The organism is Streptomyces dioscori (genome assembly GCF_003024195.1).
Lineage (GTDB): Bacteria > Actinomycetota > Actinomycetes > Streptomycetales > Streptomycetaceae > Streptomyces > Streptomyces dioscori.
Map to the genome: position 1 here is coordinate 1 of NZ_KZ679040.1, position 16,093 is coordinate 16,093.

Here is a 16,093-nt window from a genome sequence, read left to right on the forward strand (position 1 = left end):
GGAAGCTAAGCCTTACAGCGCCGATGGTACTGCAGGGGGGACCCTGTGGGAGAGTAGGACGCCGCCGAACTAATATTGATGGAAAAGCCCCCGCACTTCGGTGCGGGGGCTTTTTTGCGTTCCCTTTCTGTTTTGGGTTCTCCAGCGTTCTCCCCTTCTGGGAAGGGGAGAAGCAGCTCAGAGACGGCCGGCGGCTTTGAGAGCCAGGTACGCGTCCGCCAAGGCCGGCGGCAGGTTGTCCGGGGTCGCGTCCACGACCGTGACACCGTGACGCGTCAATTGCTCCGCTGTGCGGTGGCGTTCCGCCTGGGCCTGCGCCGCTGCGGCCGCTTCGTACACGGCCTCCGTGTTTCCCCGCGCCGTGGCCATGCGCTCGATGTGCGGGTCGGAGACCGACGCGACGAGGACGGTGTGGCGCTGGGTGAGGCGGGAGAGGACGGGGAGCAAGCCCTCCTCTATGGGAGCCGCGTCCAAGGTCGTGAGAAGCACGATCAGTGATCGGCGTGGGGCCGTGCGGAGCGCGGTCGAGGTGAGGCCGCGGGCATCCGTCTCGACGAGTTCCGGTTCGAGGTGCGCCATGGCGTTGACCAGTGAAGGCAGCACGTCGCCTGAGGCACGTCCCTGTACCAGGGCGCGTACCCGGCGGTCGTAGGCGAGCAGGTCCACCCGGTCGCCGGCGCGGGACGCGAGAGCGGCCAGGAGCAGGGCCGCGTCCATGGAGGAGTCGAGGCGCGGGGCGTTTCCGACGCGGCCCGCGGCTGTGCGGCCCGTGTCAAGGATGAGGAGGATGTGCCTGTCGCGTTCGGGACGCCAGGTGCGTACGGCGACTCTTGACTGGCGGGCGGTGGCCCGCCAGTCGATCGAGCGCGTGTCGTCACCGGGGACGTAGTCACGCAGGCTGTCGAACTCGGTTCCCTCACCACGGGTCAGCACGCTGGTACGGCCGTCGAGTTCGCGCAGACGGGCGAGCTTCGAGGGGAGGTGCTTGCGGCTGGTGAAGGGCGGCAGGACGCGTACCGTCCACGGGATCTCGTGGTTGCCCTGGCGGGCGAAGAGGCCCAGGGGGCCGTACGAGCGGATGGTGACGCGGTCGGCCCGGCGGTCGCCTCGGCGGGTGGGGCGCAGGCGGGTCGTGACGCGTCGGCGTTCGCCTGCGGGGACTGTCAGGCGGTGGCGGGACGCGGTGACCTCTGTGCCCGGCTGCCAGCTGCTCGGGGGCCAGGCGTCGCGGATGCGGGCTCGCAGGGGGCGGCTCGACGGGTTGGTGACCGTGAGGGTGACGTCGGCGGCTTCGCCGAGGCGGACGGAGGTGTCGCCGGAGCGCGCCAGGCTCAGACGGCGTACCGGTGCCGCCAGGGCGAAGTCGCAGGCGCAGGCGAGGGCCAGGGGGGCGTTGACGGCGAGGATGCCCGTCCAGCTGGGTTCCCAGATGCCCACGGGGAGGGTGCCGAGGGCCGCGAGGAGGGCGGTGCGGCCGGTGAGGGCCATCAGCGGGGGACGGGGACGTGGGAGAGGATCGCGTTGATGACCGAGTCGGCCGTCACACCCTCCATCTCGGCTTCCGGGCGCAGCTGGACGCGGTGGCGGAGAGTCGGCAGCGCGAGAGCCTTCACGTCGTCCGGGATGACGTAGTCGCGGCCCGTCAGCCAGGCCCAGGCGCGGGCCGTGGCCAGGAGCGCCGTAGCGCCTCGGGGGGAGACGCCGAGCGTGAGGGACGGCGATTCGCGGGTGGCGCGGCAGATGTCCACTACGTAGCCGGTGATTTCGGGGGAGACCGCGGTCTTGGCGACGGCCGCGCGGGCGGCTTCGAGGTCGGCCGGGCCCGCTACGGGGCGTATGCCGGCGGCGCGCAGGTCACGGGGGTTGAAGCCGTCGGCGTGGCGGGTGAGGACGTTGATCTCGTCCTGGCGGGACGGGAGGGGGATCGTCAGCTTGAGGAGGAAGCGGTCCAGCTGTGCTTCCGGGAGGGGGTACGTGCCCTCGTACTCGACCGGGTTCTGGGTCGCGGCGACCAGGAACGGCTCGGGGAGCGGGCGAGGGGTGCCGTCGACCGTCACCTGGCGTTCCTCCATGGCCTCCAGGAGGGACGACTGGGTCTTCGGAGGGGTGCGGTTGATCTCATCCGCAAGGAGGAGATTCGTGAAGACCGGGCCGGGCTGGAAGGAGAACTCCGCGGTGCGGGCGTCGTACACGAGGGAGCCCGTGATGTCGCTGGGCATCAGGTCCGGGGTGAACTGGACGCGCTTGGTGTCGAGTTCCAGCGCGGCGGCCAGAGCCCGGACGAGCAGGGTCTTGGCCACTCCGGGGACGCCCTCCAGGAGGACGTGTCCGCGGCACAGGAGGGCGACGACGAGGCCGGTCACCGCGGGGTCCTGGCCGACCACGGCTTTGGCGATCTCGGCACGCAGGGTTTCCAGGGAGGCGCGGGCGGTGGCTGCGTCCCCGGTGGTCCCGGTGTTCCCGGCGTTGTCAGTGGGCGGGGCCATCATGGACGGCGTACCTCTCTTTCGAGGGCGTCGAGTTGGTCGGCGAGTGCGATGAGGGCCGCGTCGTCGCGGGGCGGTGGCCCGAAGAGCAGGGAGTGCAGGGCCTGTCCTTCCTGGCGGAGCCGGGCGGACAGGGCGGGGAGCAGGGCTTCGGGCGCGTGCGCCTGAGCGGGAGATACGCCGACGAGGGGGGCGAGGCGGGTGCGGGTGGTGGAGCGCAGAGCTCCCGCGGCACGGTCGCGGGCGTTGGACTTGCGGTAGAGGCGGGCGCGGCCTTCGACGGTCTCGGAGGCGCGGATCGCGACGGGGAGCCGTTCGGGGACGAGCGGGCCGAGGCGGCGGGCGCGCCAGAGGGCGGCCAGCAGTGCCGCGATGAAGAGCTGCAGTGTGCCCCATAGCCAGCCGGAGGGGACCAGGTCGAGGAAGCTGCGGTCGCCGGCGTCGGTGGCCGAGTCGTCGGAGAGCGAGGGGAGGTACCAGACCACGTGGGTGCGGGAACCGAGGAGTTGAAGGGCGAGGGAGGCGTTGCCCTGCTGGTCGAGGCGCTCGTTCTGCAGGATGTCGGGCGCGCCGAGTACGACGGTGTCGCCGTCTCCTTCGGAGGCGCTCAGGCGCAGCAGGGTGGGCAGGCCGTCGCTGGGGTAGCAGGTGTCGGCGCCGGGTGCGTCCGTCGTGTACCGGATGCCGCCCGTGTCGGCGGTGCCCGCTCGTCGGGCGGTGGGCAGGGCGCAGTGGGGCGAGAGCGTGGAGTCGTAGCTGGGTGCGGGGTCGGCGTCGACTCCGGGGGCGAGGGTGCCGACGGAGGGGGCGCCGGGGGCGACGAGGACGGTGCGGCCGCCGGAGTCCCGGTACGCGGAGTGCAGTCGGTCCTGTTGACGGTCGGTCAGCAGGTCGGGGCGGGCGACCAGGAGCGTCGTGTCGGGGCCGGTCGCGGTGCTCGCCTCGGCCAGGGTGGTGACCACGCGCGTGGACACGCCCCGGTCGGCGAGGAGTTCGGCGACGGCCCGGCTGCCCTGGGGGTCGGCGGAGCGCGGGTCGAGGCTGCCGTGCTGGGCGCCGGAGCGTACGACGGCGATGGCGACGGCGGCCACCAGGAGGATCACGAACGCGAGAACGACACCGCGCGAGCGGGTCCACACCTGGCGGACGGTGGGCGAGGCCGAGGTGGAGGGCGCGGCGGTCGGCGTCGGTGTGGGGGCGGTGGGCGCCTCGGGTGTCATGTGGCGGCCCCCCGGCCGGCGCTGCCGGCGAGGACCGGCCTGGTGCGTTCCAGATCCTGGTCGAGCTGGGCGAGGCGGTGGTACGTCTCAGGGACGGCGGTTCGTCCGCCGTACGTGACGTCGTCGAAGTCCCGTGCTGCGGCGCGCAGCCGGTCCGTGTGGGCGGGCAGGGTGCGGCCCGCTTCGGCGGCGGCCTCGTCGGCGGTGCGTCCGGGGCGGGGGTCGAGCAGGGCGCGTTCCTCCAGGGAGCGGACGACGGCGCGCATGCGTTCCTGGACGGCCTGGTTCCAGTGGCCCTGCGCCGCGTGCGCCTCGGCGGCGGCGCGGTGCTCGGCGGCGCTGCGCGGCCGGTCGTCGAAGAGCGGGGCGGTCGAGGTGGGACCCCGGCGGGGGGAGCCGAGGCGCCACCAGAGGGCGCCGATGAGTGCCACGACGGCCAGGACGACGACCAGGAGGCCGAGTCCGCCGCCCGGGGTCGCCGAGGAGGCAGCGTCGAGCAGTTCGCCCACCCACTTCCAGAAGGCGTCCAGGGCCTGGCGGAGGAGGCTGGGGTCGTTCTCGTGGTACATCCGCTTCGACAGTTCGCGCCGGGCGGCCTCCCGCGCGGGATCGCGCGGGACGGTCACCGGTGGTTCGCCGTCGGCGCGTGGCAGCGCCCGTACCGCAGTGAGAACTCCCCCCGCCAGGCTCACTGCGTCAGCTCCCCGGGGTGGGGCCGGGGGCGCCGGAGCCATGGTCCTGGATGCCGGCAGCGCGAGCCAGGTCGAGGTCGAGGGCCTCGCGGCGGATGCGCTGGTCGATGTAGAGGAGCACGGTGACCCCGGCGGTGATCGGGAAGGTCAGCATGGAGCCGATCACCGAGCCGATGCCGCTCACGATGAGGAACGTCCAGCCGAGGTCGCCGGTGCCGCTGTCGAGCATGCTGCCGATGCCGTCTCCGCTGAGCGCGGAGGCGAGGAAGGCGAACGGGATCACGATGATCGACGCGACGATGTTCGCGATGATCGTGGCGAGGAGCTGGATGCCGAAGACCCGCCACCAGGAGCCGCGGACCAGCTTCGCGGAACGGCTCAGCGACTTCCAGACGCTCTGCTTCTCCAGCATCAGGGCCGGCGAGGCCAGGGAGAAGCGGATCATCATCCAGAGCGCGACGACGGCTCCGGCCAGACCTCCGAGGGCGCCGAGTGCGACGGCGCCGTCACCGCCGCCCGCGAGTCCGACGAGGACGCCGGGCAGGATGCCCACGGCGGCGATCGCGACGGCGATGAGCGGCAGCAGGAAGGTCAGGCCGAAGAGCTTGAGCAACTGGGGCCGGGCGTCGTGCCAGGCCTCGGCGGTGGTCACCGACTTGCCGAGGACGGCGCGGCTGGTCACGGTCGTGAGCAGGGCCGTCGCGACGATCGTGCCCAGCAGGGTGATCAGCAGGACGACCCCGGAGTTCAGCAGGGTGTCGCCCATGGCGCGGGACAGTTCGCCCGCGGTGGCGCTCGGGTCGTTGAGGACGTCCGTGCTGGCGCTGTCGTCCAGGACGAGGCCCTGGAGCAGGATCACGAAGATCTGCGTGAAGACCGCGACGGCGAGCGAGATCCCGAGGACCGTGCGCCAGTGCGTGCGCATGGTCGACACCGCGCCGTCGAGGATCTCACCGACGCCGAGGGGGCGGAGCGGGATCACGCCGGGCTTGGCCGCGGGCGGGGGGCCGCCCCAGCCGCCGCCCCAGCCGGGGTGTCCGCCCGGGCCCGGTCCGTAGCCGCCGCCGTAGCCAGCGGGGCCGCCGTAACCTCCGGGGCCGCCGTATCCGCCGGGGCCGGCGAGAGGTTGGCCGCCCCAGCCGGGGCCGGGTGGTGGTGGCGGTGGGGTCTGGGGCGGGGCGCCCTGCGGGCCGCCGCCGGGCGAGGGCCACTGGGCGGGCGGGGGCTGCTCCTTGGACCACTTCGGGCCCGGGCCGGACGGGGCGGGGCCGGGCTGACCCGGCTCGCCGGCGGGCTCGGGGGACGCGGGCTGGTCCGCGGGCCGGGCAGGGCCGGAAGGCGTCGGCTCCTGTCCGTTCTGCCCGTCGGAGGGGGCAGATCCGGGCGATGCCCAGCCCGGAGTGTCGTTCATCGTCGCTCCTTCATGGTGCCCGCCCGCGGTCGCGGCGGCAGGTTGGCTGCCATCGTGCCACGGTGCGGCCGGGAAGTGACCGGCCGCCGTATGGGCTGCACACCTTCAATTGTCTGCCCCGTACGGGGCAGACTGAGCAGATGGCTGATCAGTACGCGCAAATCCGCGAGGACAACCGGCCCATCGAGATACCTGCGATCCGGTGGGACGAGCCGCCGGAGGGACCCGTGCTGGTCCTCCTCGACCAGACGAGGCTGCCCGCCGAAGAGATCGAGCTGGTGTGCACGGACGCGTCCGCGCTGGTGGAGGCGATCCGCTCGCTCGCCGTGCGCGGGGCACCGCTCCTCGGTATCGCGGGGGCGTACGGAGTCGCGCTCGCCGCCGCCCGGGGGTTCGACGTGGACGGGGCGGCGGCCTCGCTCGCGGGTGCGCGGCCCACCGCGGTGAACCTCTCGTACGGAGTCCGGCGGGCCCAGGAGGCCCATCTCGCGGTGCTGCGGGCGGGCGGCGGCCAGGAGGAGGCCGCGGCTGCCGCGCTGGCTGCCGCGCGGGCGCTGCACGCGGAAGACGCCAAGGCCAGCGGGCGTATGGCCGTGCACGGGCTGGCGCTGCTCGACGAGCTGCTGCCCGGGGGCAGCCACCGGATTCTCACGCACTGCAACACCGGCGCGCTGGTCTCGGGCGGGGAGGGCACGGCGTTCGCCGTGGCGCTCGCGGCGCACCGGGTGGGGCGGCTGCGCAGACTCTGGGTGGACGAGACGCGTCCGCTACTGCAGGGTGCTCGGCTGACCTCGTATGAGGCGGCGCGCGCCGGAATGGCGTACACCTTGCTCACGGACAACGCTGCCGGGTCATTGTTCTCGGCGGGAGAGGTGGATGCGGTGCTCATCGGAGCGGACCGGATCGCCGCCGACGGTTCGGTGGCGAACAAGGTGGGGAGCTATCCGCTCGCGGTGCTGGCCAGGTACCACCATGTGCCGTTCATCGTGGTGGCACCGTTGACGACGGTGGACCCGGACACTCCGAACGGAGCATCGATCGAGGTCGAGCAGCGTGCCGGTCATGAAGTGACAGAGATCACAGCACCGCTGGTGCCCGTGGCGGGAGTCGAAGCGGGAGGCGGGATACCGGTGGCACCTCTGGGGACCCAGGCGTACAACCCGGCTTTCGACGTGACGCCGCCCGAGTTGGTGACGGCGATCGTCACCGAGGAGGGTGTCGTGTCTCCCGTGACGGCCGAGGCGCTCGCGGAGCTGTGTGACAGGTCACGCCAGGTAACGATTTAGTTAATGGGATGATGTCGTTTATGAAGGGACGAGTCCTTGTCGTCGATGACGACACCGCACTGGCCGAGATGCTCGGCATTGTGTTGCGTGGTGAAGGTTTTGAGCCGTCTTTCGTAGCCGACGGCGACAAGGCGCTGGCCGCTTTCCGTGAGAGCAAGCCCGACCTGGTGCTCCTGGACCTGATGCTGCCCGGCAGGGACGGCATCGAGGTGTGCCGCCTGATCAGGGCGGAGTCCGGGGTACCGATCGTGATGCTCACAGCGAAGAGCGACACCGTCGATGTCGTGGTCGGCCTGGAGTCGGGTGCGGACGACTACATCGTGAAGCCGTTCAAGCCAAAGGAGTTGGTGGCGCGGATCCGGGCCAGGCTGCGCAGGTCCGAGGAGCCGGCGCCCGAACAGCTCGCGATCGGCGATCTGGTCATCGACGTGGCCGGTCACTCTGTGAAACGGGACGGCGCCTCGATCGCGCTCACCCCGCTGGAGTTCGACCTGCTGGTGGCGCTGGCCCGCAAGCCGTGGCAGGTGTTCACGCGTGAGGTGCTCCTGGAGCAGGTGTGGGGCTACCGGCACGCGGCGGACACCCGTCTGGTGAACGTCCATGTACAGCGGCTGCGCTCCAAGGTCGAGAAGGACCCGGAGCGTCCGGAGATCGTGGTGACCGTCCGTGGTGTCGGTTACAAGGCCGGACCGAGCTGACGTGTCCCGGGACAGTGCCGCTTCGGCGCCCGGTGAGCCGGGGGCCCGCTCGGGGCGGCCTGTCGGCGGGAGGATGACGGGCTCCCGCTGGGGCCGGTTCGTCGAGGGCGGGCTGCTCCAGGGCGGAGTCCAGGGCAGCCCGGTCCTTCGGCTGTTCATGCGCTGGGTGCGCCGTCCGCTGCTGCCGGTCATGCGGCTGTGGCGGCGCAACATCCAGCTCAAGGTCGTCGCCACGACCCTGCTGATGTCGCTGGGCGTCGTCCTGCTGCTGGGCTTCGTCGTGATCGGGCAGGTGCGCAACGGCCTGCTGGACGCCAAGGTGAAGGCTTCCCAGAGCCAGGCCACGGGCGGTTTCACGGTCGCCAAGCAGGAGGCCGACAGCGCGGCGGGCGCGGGCGGCGACGACCGCTCCGGGCCGAACGACAACCCCGTCCAGAACGTCAGCGGATGGATGAGCTCCCTCGTGGAGTCGCTCTCCAGCGGCGGCCAGGGCGCGTTCAGCGTCGTCACGCTCAGCACCACCTCCGCGGACAGCAGCAGCCGGGGCCTCGGCCCGCGTGCGTCCGGGTTCGTGGACTGGAGCCTCAGCGTGCCCCAGGACCTGCGCGAGCGGGTCGACGCCGGCACGGGCACGGCCCAGAGCTATACACGCATCTCCTACACCAACGGCCAGGACTCCCAGCCCGCGCTGATCATCGGGACGCAGGTCAACGACCCCAAGGGCGACCCGTACCAGCTGTACTACCTCTTCCCGCTCACGCAGGAGGAGAAGTCGCTCAGCCTGGTCAAGGGGACCCTCGCGACGGCGGGGCTGTTCGTCGTGGTGCTGCTCGGGGCGATCGCCTGGCTCGTGGTGCGCCAGGTCGTCACACCCGTACGGATGGCCGCGGGGATCGCCGAGAGGCTGTCCGCGGGGCGCCTCCAGGAGCGTATGAAGGTCACCGGTGAGGACGACATCGCGCGCCTCGGTGAGGCCTTCAACAAGATGGCGCAGAACCTCCAGCTGAAGATCCAGCAGCTGGAGGACCTGTCACGGATGCAGCGGCGGTTCGTGTCCGACGTGTCGCACGAGCTGCGTACGCCGCTGACGACCGTGCGGATGGCGGCCGATGTCATCCACGACGCGCGCGTGGACTTCGATCCGATGACCGCGCGGTCGGCCGAGCTGCTCGCCGACCAGCTGGACCGCTTCGAGACACTGCTCGCGGATCTCCTGGAGATCAGCCGCTTCGACGCGGGCGCCGCGGCGCTCGAAGCCGAGCCGATAGACCTGCGGGAGGTCGTCCGCAGGGTCATCAGCGGGGCCGAGCCGCTCGCCGAGCGCAAGGGCACCCGGATACGGGTCGTCGGCGACCAGCAGCCCGTGGTCGCCGAGGCGGACGCCCGGCGGGTGGAGCGGGTGCTGCGCAACCTCGTGGTCAACGCCGTGGAGCACGGCGAGGGCAAGGACGTCGTGGTCAAACTCGCGTCCGCGGGCGGGGCCGTCGCGGTCGCGGTGCGCGACTACGGAGTGGGGCTCAAGCCCGGTGAGGCGACCCGGGTGTTCAGCCGCTTCTGGCGGGCCGACCCGGCACGCGCGCGTACCACCGGCGGTACGGGCCTGGGCCTGTCCATCGCCCTGGAGGACGCGCGGCTGCACGGCGGCTGGCTGCAGGCGTGGGGCGAACCGGGCGGGGGCTCACAGTTCCGGCTGACGGTGCCCCGGACGGCCGACGAGCCGCTGCGGGGCTCGCCGATACCGCTGGAGCCCAAGGACTCGCGGCGCAACCGCGGCCTGAACGACGCGGGACTGCCCCTCGGCGGCACGCAGAAGCTGGCCACGGTGCCCGCGCAGCCCGCCGAGCGGGCCGTGCCGCCGATGCCGTCGCGCGACCCCAGGGTGGCGGGCGCGGTGGATCCGGCGGCACTGCCCGGCAGCGGCGCGCGCGTGGTGCCGCGGCCCGCCGCGGAGACCAGGAGCCCGGTCGCGGCACCGGAGGAGACTCCGCAACAGGCGCCGTCCGAGGACGGCCCGGAAACCGGCGGGCAGCCGGAACAGCTGAAGCATGGGGAGGGGTCTCGTGGGCGCTGACCGCGATCGGGGCGGCCGTCGGCGTCCGGCACGTGTGGTGGTGTACGCCGCCTGCGGGACCGTACTGCTGGCCGGGTGCGCGTCGATGCCGGACGAAGGGGACCTGCGCGACGTCGAGGCCTCCCAGCGGCCGGACGCGCAGGTCAGGGTCTTCGCGATGCCACCGCGGGAGAACGCGCAGCCGGAGGAGATCGTCCAGGGCTTCCTCGAAGCGCTCACGAGCGACGACCCGGGATTCGAGACGGCCCGCAAGTACCTGACCGAGGGCGCGTCGAAGAAGTGGCGTCCCAACGCGTCGACGACGGTGCTCGCGGACGGACCGAACACCGTGGCGGAGCACAGCGGCAGCAGGGAGGCGACCGGCGACTACGCGTACTCGCTGATCGGCACCAAAGTCGCCACCGTGGACTCGCAGTTCGCCTACAAGCCCGCCGAGGGGGCGTACGACGAGACCGTGCACCTCTCGGAGCAGAAGACGGCGGACGGTGCCAAGGAGTGGCGCATCGACGCCCTGCCGGCCGGCCTCGTGATGGGGATGTCCGACTTCCAGCGCAACTACGAGTCCGTCAACAAGTACTACTTCGCCTCGAACACGCAGGGCAGGACCGGCGTCCAGCTCGGTGCGGTCGCCGACCCCGTCTACGTACGGGAGCAGGTGGACCCGGTGACGCAGATGGTCCGCTCGGTCCTCAAGGGGCCCACGAGCTGGCTCAAGCCGGTGGTCAGGTCGAGCTTTCCCACCGGTACGGCGCTGAAGAAGGGCGTCAAGTCGCTGACGCCCGACGACAAGAACCGGCTGACGGTGCCGCTGAACGCCAAGGCCGACCGGGTCGGGCAGTCCAAGTGCACGGAGATGGCCGCCCAGATCCTGTTCACGCTCCAGGACCTGACGCCCACGGGCATCGACGAGGTGGAGCTGCAGCGCTCGGACGGCACGCAGTCGTGCGTGGTCAACACCAACCAGGCGGAGGTCTACGTCGTCCACGGTCCGGCCAAGCGGGCCGAGTACGAGTACTTCATCGACGGGGAGAAGCGGCTGGTCCGGATACCGGGGGCCGGCAGCGAGCAGGAGCCCGAGCCGGTGCCAGGCGCCCTCGGCGACGGCGCCAAGGAACTGCGGGCGGCCGCCGTCTCGCGGGACGAGGACACCGCCGCCGGGGTGTCGCTCGACGGGCGCTCGATGTACGTCGGGTCGCTCGCGTCGGGGGGTTCGCTCGGGGAAGCCGTGCTGCGCAGCACGGCCACGTCGCCGGACGACGGACTGACGACTCCCAGCTGGGACGCGAGCGGCGACCTGTGGGTGGCCGACCGCGGGCCGAAGGACTCCCGGCTGCTCCTGCTGCCGAAGGGCGCGGGCGACCCCTTGGTGGTCTCGACACCCCGTCTGGAGGGGCGGATCGAGGCCGTGCGGGTGGCCGCGGACGGGGTACGGATCGCGCTCATGGTGAGCAACGACAAGCGGACGACCCTGCTCATGGGACGGATCGAGCGCGGGGACTCCGAGGGCGCGGGCGGCAAGGACACCGTCGCGATCCATGAACTGAGCACCGTGGCACCGCAGCTGGAGGAGGTCACGGCCATGTCCTGGGCCGGCGACAGCCGTCTGGTCGTGGTCGGGCGCGAGGCCCGCGGCGTGCAGCAGATCCAGTACGTCCAGGTCGACGGCTCCACACCGGTCGGTCCGGCGCCCTCCGCGCTCACCGGGGTGAAGGAGATCGCCGCCTCCGAGGACGAACGGCTGCCGCTGGTGGCGCACTCGGAGGACGGGATCGTGCGGCTGTCGAGCGGTTCGCAGTGGCAGACGGTGGTCAAGACGGGGATGGCGCCGGTCTATCCGGGCTGAGTTGTCCGGGCTCGATTCCTGGGGCCGCTCCGGTACGGCGCGGCTCTCACCCCTCGTGTGGGGGACAACGTGCCGACGGGTACGAGGAGTTGTCCACAGGTAGTTGTCCACAGGGCTGGCCCGGGTGCTGCGGAATTTGGCAGAGTGGTGGGCATGCGGGGGTGGTGGCAGGACCTCACCGACCTGGTGCTTCCGGCCGAGTGCGGAGGCTGTGGACGGCCTCGCACGGTGCTCTGCCCGAAGTGCCGTGCCGCTCTGACGGGGAACGCGCCGAGCCGTGTACGACCGGACCCGGAGCCGCCGGGGCTGCCGGTGGTGTACGCGGCGGCTCCGTACGAGGACCAGGTGCGGGCGGCGCTCCTCGCCCACAAGGAACGGGGGGCGTTGATGCTCGCCGGGCCGCTGGGAGCGGCGCTGGCGGGGGCTGTGCGGGCCGGACTCGGGCCCGGAGGACGGGCGGCCGGGGCTGCGGGCTCAGGGGCGCCGGTGCTGCTCGTACCCGTGCCGTCGGCGCGGTGGGCGGTGCGGGCGCGCGGGCACGACCCGGCGCGGCGGATCGCGCTCGCCGCGGCGGCCGGGCTACGGCGGTCCGGGACGCCGGCCCGGGTGGCGGCCGTGCTGCGCCAGCGGCGTGCCGTGGCCGACCAGTCGGGGCTCAACTCACGTCAGCGGCTGGACAATCTGGCCGGCGCCCTGGAGGTGGCCCCGGGTGGTGCACGGCTGCTGGACGGCGCCGGACGGGTCGTTCTCGTCGACGACTTGATGACGACGGGCGCGTCCCTGGCCGAGGCGGCGCGGGCCCTGAGGGCCGTTCTCCCGGAAAAAGGCGGATTCTACGGACGGGTAACACCTGGAACGACGGGAGAAGGGGTGAGACAGGCGCAGATGGCAGGTGTAGGCCGCGCAGAAGCGGTCAGGGAAAAGGGAGACGCGCACAGCGCGGATGACGGAGTTGGCGCGGCGGTGGTCGCGACATCTCCAGCTTCTTTCGAAATAAACCGGAACTGACAGAGAAGTTGCGTCGTTGCAGGTAGTGAGAGGTTCCATTCACCTGAATGGAGGTACGCCGCAGTAGAGGGTGACGACATCCGTCCAGGCGAGATATGTTCGGTTGTGAGGGAATGGCGGACGCCGTCCCTTGCATATCGGAATGCCGCACCGTGGGTTTTTCTCATTCACCCGGGACAGTGGGGTGGAGATCTTGCCCGCGGGGGAGGAGGAGGTGGAAGTCACCGAGTCCGAGGCTCCGGGACGCGCTGGAGCCTGGTGCAAAAGGGAGATGCTCCGCCGTCGAAGCGGAGCGATCCGGGAACGGAGTTCTGCGTGGACATCGTCGTCAAGGGCCGCAAGACCGAGGTGCCCGAGCGGTTCCGCAAGCACGTGGCCGAGAAGCTGAAGCTGGAGAAGATCCAGAAGCTCGATGGCAAGGTGATCAGCCTAGACGTCGAGGTGTCCAAGGAGCTGAACCCCCGGCAGGCCGACCGCTCCGACCGAGTGGAGATCACGCTCCACTCCCGCGGTCCGGTGATCCGGGCGGAGGCAGCGGCAAGCGATCCGTACGCGGCGCTGGACCTGGCGGCGGACAAGCTGGAAGCGCGGCTGCGCAAGCAGCACGACAAGCGGTACACGCGCCGTGGTGCCCGCAGGATCTCGGCATCCGAGGTCGCCGACCACGTCCCGGACGCGGCGACGCTCGACGGGAACGGCAGCGTCGTCCACGACGAAGAGCCCGAGGCGGTGCCGACCAAGAAGATCGGCTCGCTTGAGGTGAAGGGTGACGGCCCCCTCATCGTCCGCGAGAAGACCCATGTCGCGTCCCCGATGACGCTCGACCAGGCGCTCTACGAGATGGAACTGGTCGGGCACGACTTCTACTTGTTCGTCGATTCCGAGACCAAGGAACCGAGTGTCGTCTACCGGCGGCACGCCTACGACTACGGCGTCATCCACCTCAACACCGACCCGATGGTCGCCGAGGCGCAGCAGGACCCGCCCGGTGGGGCGCTGGGTGGCTGACCCCGGCCGGTGAGCTTCCCCGGCCCTCGGCCGGGGGACGGCTTCAGCCGGTGCCCCTGGAGTGCTTGTGCGCCCCCAGGGGCACCGGTGTGCGACCCCTCAGTGCCTCGCTCTGTCATCCCGTTGTCGTCCGGGCATGAAATCATGGCCGTACCGGCCTCAACCGGTGTGTCGTTGCGTGGGGTTGGTGATGGCACAGGAACACAGGCCACGGCCTTCAGGGGGAGGAACCATGGCGGACAGCTTCGGACCGATGCGTGACGAAGATGCCGACGACGGCGTCGTCGGCATGGGCCCGGACGCGGGCTCCCCGGGCAAGGAGCCCATCCGGGTGCTTGTCGTGGACGACCACGCCCTCTTCCGCCGCGGCCTGGAGATCGTGCTCGCCGCCGAGGAGGACATCCAGGTCGTCGGGGAGGCCGGGGACGGTGCGGAGGCGGTCGACAAGGCCGCCGATCTGCTGCCCGACATCGTGCTGATGGATGTACGGATGCCCAAGCGCGGCGGGATCGAGGCGTGCACCTCCATCAAGGAGGTCGCTCCCAGCGCGAAGATCATCATGCTGACGATCAGTGATGAGGAAGCCGACCTCTATGACGCGATCAAGGCGGGGGCCACGGGGTATCTCCTGAAGGAGATCTCCACGGACGAAGTGGCCACGGCGATTCGCGCGGTGGCCGACGGGCAGTCGCAGATCAGTCCTTCGATGGCGTCGAAGCTGCTGACCGAGTTCAAGTCGATGATCCAGCGCACGGATGAGCGGCGGCTTGTGCCGGCGCCTCGGCTCACCGATCGTGAGCTGGAGGTTCTGAAGCTCGTGGCCACCGGGATGAACAACCGGGATATCGCCAAGGAGTTGTTCATCTCCGAGAACACCGTGAAGAACCATGTGCGGAACATCTTGGAGAAGTTGCAGTTGCACTCGCGGATGGAAGCGGTTGTGTACGCGATGCGGGAGAAGATTCTTGAGATTCGTTAGCGACGGCGGCTGGCGGCTGGCGGGTGGTCGGCTGGCCGGCTCGGTCGCGGTGGGCGTGACGGGCTCGTTGCGGGGTGCGGGTTCGGTGGGGGCTGGTCGCGCAGTTCCCCGCGCCCCTAAAAGATTGCGCCGTTCCCCACGCCCCTAGAGCGTTCGGCCCAGCTCCATTGTCAGGGCTTCTCGGATTTGCGGGGTGTTCGCCCGCTCCACTCGCACGTTGGTGCAGTCCACCCATGTGGCTGCTTCCAGGAGGGCCTGGGCCACTGACGGGATCGACTTGGGGTTGTCGAGGGTGACCTGTTTGGCGATCAGGGTGGCGCCCTCGCGGGCCGGGTCCACGCGGCCCACCAGCCGGCCGCCGGCGAGCACCGGCATGGCGAAGTAGCCGTACACACGCTTGGGCTTGGGGACGTAGGCCTCCAGGCGGTGGGTGAAGTCGAAGATCCGCTCCGTGCGCGCCCGGTCCCAGACGAGCGAGTCGAACGGCGACAGGAGCGTGGTGCGGTGGCGGCCGCGCGGGGTCGTCTCCAGGGCCTCGGGGTCCGCCCAGGCAGCCTTCGACCAGCCCCACACCGTGACCGGCACCAGGCCCGACTCCGCGATCACCGCGTCGACCTGCTCGCGCTTGAGGCGGTGGTAGTCGGCGATGTCCCCGATGGTGCCCACGCCCAGGGAGCGGCCCGCGAGCCGCACCAGACGGCGCAGGCACTCCATGTCGTCCAGATCGTCGTGCAGCAGCGCCTCCGGGATGGCCCGCTCGGCGAGGTCGTACACCCGCTTCCAGCCGCGGCGCTCCGTGCACACCACCTCGCCGTACATCAGTGCGCGCTCGACGGCGACCTTGGTGCCCGACCAGTCCCACCACTCGCTGGTCTTCTTCGCGCCGCCCAAGTCGGTTGCCGTGAGCGGTCCTTCGGCCTTCAGCTGCTTGATGACCTGCTCGTACGTGCCGTCCGGCAGTGCGTGGTTCCAGTGCGGGCGGGCGCGGTAGGCGCGGCGGCGGAAGGCGAAGTGCGGCCACTCCTCGACGGGCAGGATGCAGGCCGCGTGCGACCAGTACTCGAACGCGTGGGGCCGGGGCGGGGTCCCGCCGACGGGTGCCGGGGTCCAGTACGCCTCGTCGACCGTCCTGCGGCCGACGGCGCCGAGGCGCGCGTACGGAATGAGTTCGTGGGAGCGGGCCAGGACGGAGATGGTGTCGAGCTGGACCGCGCCCAGGTGCCGCAGTACGCCCCGGACGCCGCCCCTGCGGTCGGGGGCTCCCAGGAACCCCTGCGCGCGCAGGGCGATCCGACGGGCCTCGTCGGCGGAGAGTTCGGCGGTCGGGCGCGGCAGACTCGTCATGGTCCGCACGATAGGCGGTGCCACTGACAATCGCTTCCGGCCCGGCC

Annotated in this window: 13 protein-coding genes and 1 rRNA gene; 8 read left to right on the forward strand and 6 right to left on the reverse strand. The window is 71.3% G+C overall.

Annotated elements, in window-relative coordinates; all coding sequences use genetic code 11:
• Window positions 1-70, forward strand: a 5S ribosomal RNA gene (rrf, locus tag C6Y14_RS46020); the annotation flags it as partial.
• A gap of 107 nt (window positions 71-177) precedes the next feature.
• On the opposite strand, the gene C6Y14_RS08085 is transcribed toward rrf, so the two are convergent.
• Genes C6Y14_RS08085 through C6Y14_RS08105 form a run of 5 tightly spaced genes read right to left on the reverse strand, consistent with a single transcriptional unit; the run spans window position 178 to window position 5,809 of the window.
• A complete protein-coding gene (locus tag C6Y14_RS08085; protein WP_107015864.1) occupies window positions 178-1,488 on the reverse strand; it encodes a DUF58 domain-containing protein in 1,311 nt (436 codons plus the stop codon).
• Entirely contained in the window at window positions 1,488-2,489 is a 1,002-nt protein-coding gene (locus tag C6Y14_RS08090) for an AAA family ATPase (protein ID WP_404828731.1), read from the reverse strand. The genes C6Y14_RS08085 and C6Y14_RS08090 overlap by 1 nt, the downstream gene beginning before the upstream one ends.
• Complete coding sequence (locus C6Y14_RS08095; RefSeq protein ID WP_107015866.1) at window positions 2,486-3,706, reverse strand: DUF4350 domain-containing protein; 1,221 nt, start codon at window positions 3,704-3,706, stop codon at window positions 2,486-2,488. Before C6Y14_RS08095 ends, C6Y14_RS08090 begins: the two co-directional genes overlap by 4 nt.
• The gene (locus C6Y14_RS08100; protein ID WP_225890969.1) at window positions 3,703-4,398 is read right to left on the reverse strand and encodes a DUF4129 domain-containing protein; all 696 of its coding nucleotides are present in this window, start codon (window positions 4,396-4,398) and stop codon (window positions 3,703-3,705) included. Before C6Y14_RS08100 ends, C6Y14_RS08095 begins: the two co-directional genes overlap by 4 nt.
• 4 nt (window positions 4,399-4,402) lie before the next feature.
• Window positions 4,403-5,809, reverse strand: a complete 1,407-nt coding sequence (locus C6Y14_RS08105) for a glycerophosphoryl diester phosphodiesterase membrane domain-containing protein (RefSeq protein WP_107015868.1) — start codon at window positions 5,807-5,809, stop codon at window positions 4,403-4,405.
• A 140-nt stretch (window positions 5,810-5,949) separates the two neighbouring features.
• Here C6Y14_RS08105 and mtnA point away from each other — a divergent pair, with 140 nt between their 5' ends.
• The 7 genes from mtnA (at window position 5,950) to C6Y14_RS08140 (ending at window position 14,702) form a co-directional block, all read left to right on the forward strand.
• The gene (mtnA, locus tag C6Y14_RS08110) at window positions 5,950-7,095 is read left to right on the forward strand and encodes an S-methyl-5-thioribose-1-phosphate isomerase (protein ID WP_107015869.1); all 1,146 of its coding nucleotides are present in this window, start codon (window positions 5,950-5,952) and stop codon (window positions 7,093-7,095) included.
• Between the two features lie 8 nt (window positions 7,096-7,103).
• A complete protein-coding gene (mtrA, locus tag C6Y14_RS08115; RefSeq protein ID WP_188114266.1) occupies window positions 7,104-7,793 on the forward strand; it encodes a two-component system response regulator MtrA in 690 nt (229 codons plus the stop codon).
• Between the two features lies 1 nt (window position 7,794).
• On the forward strand, window positions 7,795-9,864 hold the full coding sequence (gene mtrB, locus C6Y14_RS08120; RefSeq protein WP_107015870.1) for an MtrAB system histidine kinase MtrB: 2,070 nt from the start codon (window positions 7,795-7,797) through the stop codon (window positions 9,862-9,864).
• Window positions 9,854-11,707, forward strand: coding sequence for an LpqB family beta-propeller domain-containing protein (locus C6Y14_RS08125; RefSeq protein ID WP_107015871.1), 1,854 nt, complete (start codon window positions 9,854-9,856; stop codon window positions 11,705-11,707). Before mtrB ends, C6Y14_RS08125 begins: the two co-directional genes overlap by 11 nt.
• A 153-nt stretch (window positions 11,708-11,860) precedes the next feature.
• Window positions 11,861-12,715, forward strand: a complete 855-nt coding sequence (locus C6Y14_RS08130; protein WP_107016398.1) for a ComF family protein — start codon at window positions 11,861-11,863, stop codon at window positions 12,713-12,715.
• Window positions 12,716-13,030: 315 nt separating this feature from the next.
• A complete protein-coding gene (hpf, locus tag C6Y14_RS08135) occupies window positions 13,031-13,723 on the forward strand; it encodes a ribosome hibernation-promoting factor, HPF/YfiA family (RefSeq protein WP_404828732.1) in 693 nt (230 codons plus the stop codon).
• Between the two features lie 232 nt (window positions 13,724-13,955).
• Window positions 13,956-14,702, forward strand: a complete 747-nt coding sequence (locus tag C6Y14_RS08140) for a response regulator (protein ID WP_107015873.1) — start codon at window positions 13,956-13,958, stop codon at window positions 14,700-14,702.
• 144 nt (window positions 14,703-14,846) lie between these two features.
• Here C6Y14_RS08140 and C6Y14_RS08145 read toward each other — a convergent pair whose 3' ends face one another.
• Entirely contained in the window at window positions 14,847-16,046 is a 1,200-nt protein-coding gene (locus tag C6Y14_RS08145; RefSeq protein ID WP_107015874.1) for a winged helix-turn-helix domain-containing protein, read from the reverse strand.
• Window positions 16,047-16,093 lie beyond the last annotated feature (47 nt).

Coding starts and splice junctions, on each gene's coding strand:
- C6Y14_RS08085 (WP_107015864.1), bottom strand. CDS start 1,488: ATGGCCCTCACCGGCCGCACCGCCCTCCTCGCGGCCCTCGGCACCCTC.
- C6Y14_RS08090 (WP_404828731.1), bottom strand. CDS start 2,489: ATGATGGCCCCGCCCACTGACAACGCCGGGAACACCGGGACCACCGGG.
- C6Y14_RS08095 (WP_107015866.1), bottom strand. CDS start 3,706: ATGACACCCGAGGCGCCCACCGCCCCCACACCGACGCCGACCGCCGCG.
- C6Y14_RS08105 (WP_107015868.1), bottom strand. CDS start 5,809: ATGAACGACACTCCGGGCTGGGCATCGCCCGGATCTGCCCCCTCCGAC.
- mtnA (WP_107015869.1), top strand. CDS start 5,950: ATGGCTGATCAGTACGCGCAAATCCGCGAGGACAACCGGCCCATCGAG.
- mtrA (WP_188114266.1), top strand. CDS start 7,104: ATGATGTCGTTTATGAAGGGACGAGTCCTTGTCGTCGATGACGACACC.
- C6Y14_RS08130 (WP_107016398.1), top strand. CDS start 11,861: ATGCGGGGGTGGTGGCAGGACCTCACCGACCTGGTGCTTCCGGCCGAG.
- C6Y14_RS08140 (WP_107015873.1), top strand. CDS start 13,956: ATGGCGGACAGCTTCGGACCGATGCGTGACGAAGATGCCGACGACGGC.
- C6Y14_RS08145 (WP_107015874.1), bottom strand. CDS start 16,046: ATGACGAGTCTGCCGCGCCCGACCGCCGAACTCTCCGCCGACGAGGCC.